Annotated in this window: 6 protein-coding genes; 4 read left to right on the top strand and 2 right to left on the bottom strand. The window is 62.9% G+C overall.

What is annotated here, in order from left to right; all coding sequences use genetic code 11:
• Window positions 1-83 precede the first annotated feature (83 nt).
• Together ACXWUF_RS15795 and ACXWUF_RS15790 are read right to left on the bottom strand one after the other, a co-directional pair.
• On the bottom strand, window positions 84-1,079 hold the full coding sequence (locus ACXWUF_RS15795) for an ATP-binding protein (protein WP_458495613.1): 996 nt from the start codon (window positions 1,077-1,079) through the stop codon (window positions 84-86).
• Window positions 1,076-1,447: an STAS domain-containing protein gene (locus tag ACXWUF_RS15790; protein ID WP_458495612.1), complete on the bottom strand. Its 372-nt coding sequence runs from the start codon at window positions 1,445-1,447 to the stop codon at window positions 1,076-1,078. The genes ACXWUF_RS15795 and ACXWUF_RS15790 overlap by 4 nt, the downstream gene beginning before the upstream one ends.
• 334 nt (window positions 1,448-1,781) lie before the next feature.
• Between ACXWUF_RS15790 and ACXWUF_RS15785 the strand changes: the two genes are divergently transcribed.
• From ACXWUF_RS15785 to ACXWUF_RS15770, 4 genes are all read left to right on the top strand, one after another.
• On the top strand, window positions 1,782-2,474 hold the full coding sequence (locus tag ACXWUF_RS15785) for a DUF2490 domain-containing protein (RefSeq protein WP_458495611.1): 693 nt from the start codon (window positions 1,782-1,784) through the stop codon (window positions 2,472-2,474).
• Window positions 2,475-2,720: 246 nt separating this feature from the next.
• Window positions 2,721-4,829 carry a RecQ family ATP-dependent DNA helicase gene (locus ACXWUF_RS15780; RefSeq protein ID WP_458495610.1) on the top strand — a complete coding sequence of 703 codons (2,109 nt, stop codon included), beginning with the start codon at window positions 2,721-2,723 and terminating at the stop codon, window positions 4,827-4,829.
• A 135-nt stretch (window positions 4,830-4,964) separates the two neighbouring features.
• Entirely contained in the window at window positions 4,965-6,266 is a 1,302-nt protein-coding gene (locus ACXWUF_RS15775) for a DNA-processing protein DprA (protein ID WP_458495609.1), read from the top strand.
• 284 nt (window positions 6,267-6,550) lie between these two features.
• The coding region (locus tag ACXWUF_RS15770) for a radical SAM protein (protein WP_458495608.1) at window positions 6,551-6,996 on the top strand (446 nt) is incomplete at its 3' end.

Raw genomic sequence — 6,996 nt, 5'->3', positions numbered from 1 at the left:
CAGGGTGATGGGTTTCGCTTCGCTCTACCCATCCTACAGGTATGTCTTTTCCTGGAAATCGCCTAAGTGGTGGGATGGATGGATCAGGGCTTGGCCGACAACGCCAAGGCCACCGTCAGCACATTCCGCCCATCGCGGTGGGCATAGTCGATCCGCTCGGCCAGTTTACGCACCAGATAAAACCCAAAGCCACCCAGGGCGCGGGCCTCGTCGTTGGCGCACAAATCGGGCGGGGCGATTTCGACCAATGGGTTGAAGGACGGGGCGGTGTCCTCGAAACACATCTCCAAGTGGGCGGCGGTCAGGTGGAAGCGCATGTTGATGTGGCAGGGCGACGACGCGGTGCAGCCGTAGCGGATGGTGTTCGCCAGCAATTCCTCGACGATAAGCTGGGTGTCCTGGATAACCCCGGTCCCCAGGCCGGTGGCCGACAGGATGTTTGCCAACCGCCGCCGCACCTGGGCGAGGCGGCTCAGGTCGCTGCTCATGGCGATGTGCCATTGCCAAGCGGCTTGTTCCGGCGGGGACGGGCGGCGCGGTTGGTGCTGAATCACCAGCAGGGTCAGGGCGTCCGCCTCCGGGCTGGCTTTCCCCGGTTCTCGCAGGAAATGGCGGAGATCATGGAAGACTTGAGCCGGACTCAGCGGCGGATGGGTTTGCAGCAAGCCGGCCCAGCGCGGCCTGGCTTCGGTGGCTGTGGCGCCCACCAAACCGCCCACGGTCAGCACGATGATGTCGTCGGCCCGCCATTCAGACCCCGTGGGAAACGGGGATGGCTCCGCCGCCGCGCTGTCATTTTCTCCCGCCCTCAGTCCGTGGCCGGTTCCGGCGCACCCTTTCCGCCAGGGCAGGACATCCAACCCTGGGTGGAATAGGGTGACGCATAGGCGGTTCGGCAGCGCGAATCGCATCGCCCGGGTCGCCGCTTCCAACACCGCCGCCGGGGTGGAGTCCAGTCCCGTCTCGGGCCGGATCACGGTGAGGGCCCGGGCCAGCAAGGCCGCGCCCGTGTCGTGGGCATTGGCTAGGCCGAACCACAGGGGGCTTGCGTCCGGGGGGAGGAATTCGCTCAGGCTCACTTTTTGCCGACTTGCTTTTGTTCATAGGTGAGATAGGCATCGAACTCCTTCGCGTCTTTGAAGACTGAGATCAAATCCTGTGACTTGACGAGTTCAAACACCTTCGCCACCTGGAGGCTGGGGTTGGCAAAGCATATTTTCCCATTGCGGGCGTGCATGGTTTTCCTGGCCCGGAACAGCGAGCGGAGTCCCATGCTGGACACAAAATCAACTTTGTTGAGGTCCAGCGTCAGAATGAGCATATCCGGGCTTATCTGCTCATCCAAATAAGTATCCAGTTCCGAGGCGGATTGGGTGTCCAGTTGTCCCTGCAATATCAAGCGGACGGTATGCGGCCTGGGTGAATCGCTCAGGATTTTCAAAGGCATCGAGAGTGGCTCCTGGGTGAGGTGATAAAAAAGTGGATGCTAGCCGGGGCGGCCGAGTGCCAAAACTATAGCTAGAATCGGGTTCCGCGCACCATATCCGGATCGGCCTTGCTGGCGTTGCGTTGGGTTTTCTGCCATTGCTCAGGCGGCGGGCGACCTAGTGAGCGGAGCCGGTCACACCGCGGGCTGGATTGTGGCGCGTTCTCCCGCCATGGCACAGTCTAATTTTACGAGGTATGCATGGGGTTGTGGGGCAAGCGATAATCCGCTATGAAGCGCTTCCCTTATGATCGGCTTGGTATCGGCATGATTTGAAAATTAGTTGGTCTTCGCAATGAAAAAGATTCTGTCATTCTGCTTTATTATGGCTTGCTCGATGGAGGTGATGGCCGATGATGATGATTTTTCCATGTGGCTCAGCACCACATTCCAAACTGATTTTGGGGGCAGCAATTATCTAGCGTTTCTGGAGCTGGCGCCCCGATCCAAAAACGACGGTGCCGAATTCAGTCAGCTAATCGTCCGACCTTTGTTGGGCTATAAGCTGACCAAGGAGCTACAGGTATGGCTCGGATATACCTGGCAAGGCGAGTACAGCAGCGCCCGATCAATAGGGTTTGATAACGCCACCCACGACCTGATGCAGCAGTTGCAATGGGTGCATAATTTCAATCCCGACCTGAATTTCCAATACCGGCTACGGATTGAGCAGCGTTTCTTTGCGGACGCGGATGTCGGGCACCGGACCCGTCACAGGTTCCGCTTGCAATATACGATTCCAGAAACCAGTGTCTACCTAATCGCCATAGATGAGCTATTCATCTATTTCAATGCCTTGAACTCAAGTCCCCGTGAGCATTCGGTTCAGCCGGGCGTCAACCAAAACAGGTCATATATTGGGATTGGATATAAATTAACCCCAGAACTTAATGTGGACACCGGCTATCAGTTGCAATACGTGAATAACTTTGGTGCCCCCGACCTTTATAACCATATCTGGTTCACCAATGTGAATTTCAATTTCTAGGGGACGGCGAATATGTATTCGCTACTCTATACGGCGTTCAACCACAAACTGAACATCTTGCCCCTCTCCCTCTGGGAGACCTACTCCTGAGCGTAGTCGAAGGGGGTCGAGGTGAGGGGGGATTAAAAAGTTCAGTTTGTGGCTGTTTCGAGCGTATAAACCACCAGTCGCCCATTGCGCGCCATCCCAAGCTGTGCAAGATAAGTCTTGTGTTCCAATAGGAAGCCGGGAGGCGGAGGGAAGCTCATGAACAAAGACCAAGCCGAAGCCTTACTGAAAACCGCCGTCAACGATCCTCAAGCCACCTTCCGCGAGGGGCAATGGGAAGCCATCGACGCCCTGGTCAACTGCCGCGCCAAGCTGCTGGTGGTGCAGCGCACCGGCTGGGGCAAAAGCTCGGTGTACTTCATCAGCGCCCGCATCCTGCGCAACCAGGGCGCCGGGCCGACCCTCATCATCTCGCCCTTGCTGGCCCTGATGCGCAACCAAATCGCCGGGGCCGAACGGCTGGGCATCCGCGCCCGGACCATCAATTCCGCCAACACCGCCGACTGGGCCGCGATCAAGGCGGAAACCCTCCAGGGCGAAGTGGACGCGCTGCTGGTCTCCCCGGAGCGGCTGTCCAACGACGAATTCGTCGAGGACATCCTCATGCCCATCGGCCAGCGCCTGGGCCTCCTGGTGGTGGACGAGGCCCACTGCATTTCCGACTGGGGCCACGACTTCCGGCCCAGCTACCGCCGCCTCGTGAACGTGTTGCGGCAACTGCCACCGAACCTGCCGGTCCTCGGCACCACGGCCACCGCCAATAGCCGGGTGGTGCGGGACATTCAAAACCAGTTCGGCGCCCTCGACATCCAGCGCGGCCCGTTGGTGCGGGACAGCCTCGCCCTGCAAACCCTGCGCTTGCCCGACCAAGCGGCGCGGCTGGCGTGGCTGGCTCAACACCTCCCCGAGCTTCCGGGTACCGGCATCGTCTACGTGCTGACCAAGCGCGACGCGGAGCAGGTGTCCGAGTGGCTGAACCGGCATGGCGTGGTGGCCCGGCCCTATTACAGCGATGTGAGGCATCCCGATTTCGAGACCAGCGACGCCTACCGGATGCGGCTGGAAGACGTCCTGCTGCACAACAAGAAGCGGCTCAAGGCGCTGGTCGCGACCTCGGCGCTGGGGATGGGCTACGACAAGCCGGACCTCGGGTTCGTCGTCCACTATCAAGCGCCCGGCTCGGTGGTGGCCTATTACCAGCAGGTGGGCCGGGCTGGGCGGGCCATTGGCCGGGCTTATGGCGTGCTGCTGGCGGGGCGGGAGGACGAGGAGGTCCACGCCTTCTTCCGCCGCACGGCTTTCCCGGACGAGATGGACGTGCTGGACATCCTCGACGCGCTGGAGGATTGCGACGGACTCACGCCGACCGAACTCACCAAGCACGTCAATCTCTCCCAAGGCCGGATACTCAGAGTGCTGGAGCATCTGAGCCTGGAAAACCCCGCGCCCGTGCTGAAAAAAGGCAAGCTGTGGCAGCGCACCCCGGTGGAATACGCCATGGACCACGACCACATCGCCCGCCTGACCCGCCAGCGCGAGGAAGAGTGGCAGGAGGTGGAGCGCTACATCGACGCGGGTGAATGTCTGATGGCCTTCCTCCGCCGCGCCCTGGACGACCCGGAAGCCGCGCCCTGCGGACAATGCGCCGTATGCTTGGGAAAGCCGGTGGTCGATCCGGCGGTGGACCGCGCCTTGGCGGTTGAGGCGACGCGCTTTCTACGGCAGGCGGATTTGCCGCTGGAACCCAAGAAGCAAGTGCTGGCCGGTGCCTTCCCCGAGTACGGCTTTTCGGGCAATCTCCCCGACCGGCTGCGGGCGGAAACCGGGCGCATCCTGTCCCGCTGGGGCGATGCGGGCTGGGGCGGGCTGGTGGCCGACGGCAAGCACGCCAACCGCTTCGCCGACGATCTGGTGAACGCGCTGGCCGAACTCATCACCGAGCGCTGGCGTCCACAGCCCGCGCCGCGTTGGGTGGCGTGCGTGCCGTCCCGCCGTCACCCGGATCTGGTGCCGGATTTCGCCCGGCGGCTGGCGGATAAATTGGGCCTGCCCTTCGTCGCCGCCGTCGCCAAGGTCCGGGACAACGACATGCAGAAGATGCAGCACAACCGTTTTCACCAATGCCTCAATCTCGACGGCGTGTTCGGCGTGGCCGAGACCCAGGTCGTCGCGGGCGCGCCGGTCTTGCTGGTGGACGACATCGTGGATTCCGGCTGGACCCTGGCGGTGGTCGCGGCCTTGCTGCGGCGGGCGGGGAGCGGGCCGGTGTTTCCGGTGGCGCTGGCGGCGACCAGCGCGGGGGATTGAACGGCGAACGCACATAGGGCTTAGGATGGGTGGAGCTTCAGCGAAACCCATCACCACGCAGTGACACGGCAAGATGGGTTCCGCTGAAGCTCCACCCACCCTATAAAAATACCCACACACCCTCTCGAAGATTCCATGGTCATTTCCAATCACACCCAGGCCGTCCTGTTATTGACGGCCCATTTCGGGAGGCCCGCGCCGGACGAGGCCAAGCCGCTCGGCCCCAAGGAATGGGGCCGCTTCGCCCTGTGGTTGAAGGAGCGCGGACGGACGCCCGAACAATTGCTGACCGGCGACCCGGCGGCGGTGCTGGACGGCTGGGACGACCGGGATGTGACGCACCAGCGGGTCGAGCGGCTGGTGAACCGGGGCGCGGCCTTGGGGCTGGCGTTGGAGAAATGGCTGCGGGCCGGGCTGTGGGTGATGACCCGCTCGGAAGCCGACTACCCGGCCCGGCTCAAGCAGCGGCTCAAGCTGGATTCCCCGCCGCTGCTGTTCGGCTGCGGCAACCCGAAGCTGCTGAATCAGGGCGGATTGGCCGTGGTCGGTTCCCGCGACGCCGACGCCGACGATCTGGACTACAGCCGGGGCTTGGGCCGGTTGGCCGCCGAGCGCGGCTATTCGGTGGTGTCCGGCGGCGCCCGTGGCGTGGACGAGGCCGCCATGCTGGGCGCCTTGGCGGCGGAGGGCACGGTGATTGGCGTGATGGCCGACAGCCTGCTGTCCGCCGCCGCCTCGGCCCGGTTCCGGCGGCATGTGATGAACCGCAATCTGGTGTTGATCTCGCCGTTCTACCCGGAGGCCGGCTTCAACGCGGGCAACGCCATGGCGCGGAACAAGTACATCTATTGCCTGGGCGACGCCGCCGCCGTGGTGCGCACCGACACCAAGGGCGGGACGTGGTCGGGGGCGATGGAGAATCTGCGGCGGGGCTGGGTGCCGCTGTGGGTGCGGGACAGCGGCGACGAGGAAACGGGCAACGACGCGCTGATTCAACAAGGCGGGCGGCGCTTGGCGGGTTCGCTGGCGCGGGTGGATTGGGGGGATTTGCTCGGGGAGGAAGGTGCGGCGGAGCTTGATGAAACCGACCTAGCTTCCCTGGCCGATGAGGCGGAGGCTCGGGACGCCGTGCCAGACGCCGCCCCGGAAATCTTGGCTCGCGCCATCCCGGCGGAATCATGCCCCGGGCCGGTTTACGAGCCGTCGGCCCCGGTTGGTTTCCCGGCGGATATGGGGTTCTACGAGTTGTTTTTGCTCAAGCTGCAAAGCCTACTGCGGGAAGACGCCAAAACCCCCGACGAACTGGCCGAGGCGCTGGATTTGGAGAAGGCGCAGGTCAAGCCGTGGCTCAAGCGGGCGGTGGCTGAGTTCAAATTGGAAACGCTCGCCAAGCCGGTGCGGTATCGGTGGCGGGAGGATTTGTTTGGCGGGGAGTGAGTGAATGCCCGATGGATGCGTTTCCAGCGTCGGCGCATCCTGCGGCCTCACCGCCATTAAGTTAAGCCGTTTGAGCAAGTTTCTACGACTGGAGTTAACCCCCCAACCCCCCTTATCAGGGGGGCTTTTTCTCCCTCCCCTGATAAGGGGAGGGGGTTTGATTGCCGCTAACTTAATGGCAGTGATCCTGCGGCCTGGGCAAGAAGACCCAAAAAAACCATTGGCGGCGGCTGAAATAATCCGGCCAAATAACCAGCGAACGATTAACCCTTTCCCTCAAGCTCATGAATACCCGAGACCCCAATCGCGCCCCCTCCCGCCAAACCCCCGACAGCCACCAGCGCAACGCCGACAAGCTCAAGCGCATCCCCATCAAGGTCGTCCCGGCGGACGCCCCGCTCCGCAAGCCCGAGTGGATCAGGGTCCGGCTCGGCGGCGGCGAGAGCGTCAACCGGGTCAAGCAAATCCTTAGGGAGCGGAACCTTCACAGCGTGTGCGAGGAAGCGGCCTGCCCGAATTTGTCCGAATGCTTCGGCCACGGCACCGCCACCTTCATGATTCTCGGCGACATCTGCACCCGCCGCTGCCCGTTCTGCGATGTGGCCCATGGCCGACCCCAGCCGCCCGACCCGACCGAGCCGGAACATCTCGCCGACACCATCCGGGAGTTGGGCCTGCGCTATGTGGTCATCACCTCGGTGGACCGGGACGACCTCCGCGACGGCGGGGC

The sequence above is a fragment of the Methylomagnum sp. genome, from assembly GCF_054333355.1.
The sequence above is the reverse complement of the archived record's forward strand: the minus strand, read 5'-3'. Positions and strand labels throughout refer to the sequence as shown.

What these genes read in the sequence shown, in the direction of transcription:
- ACXWUF_RS15790 (WP_458495612.1), bottom strand. Translation starts at nt 1,447, where the DNA reads ATGCCTTTGAAAATCCTGAGCGATTCACCCAGGCCGCATACCGTCCGC.
- ACXWUF_RS15785 (WP_458495611.1), top strand. Translation starts at nt 1,782, where the DNA reads ATGAAAAAGATTCTGTCATTCTGCTTTATTATGGCTTGCTCGATGGAG.
- ACXWUF_RS15780 (WP_458495610.1), top strand. Translation starts at nt 2,721, where the DNA reads ATGAACAAAGACCAAGCCGAAGCCTTACTGAAAACCGCCGTCAACGAT.
- ACXWUF_RS15775 (WP_458495609.1), top strand. Translation starts at nt 4,965, where the DNA reads ATGGTCATTTCCAATCACACCCAGGCCGTCCTGTTATTGACGGCCCAT.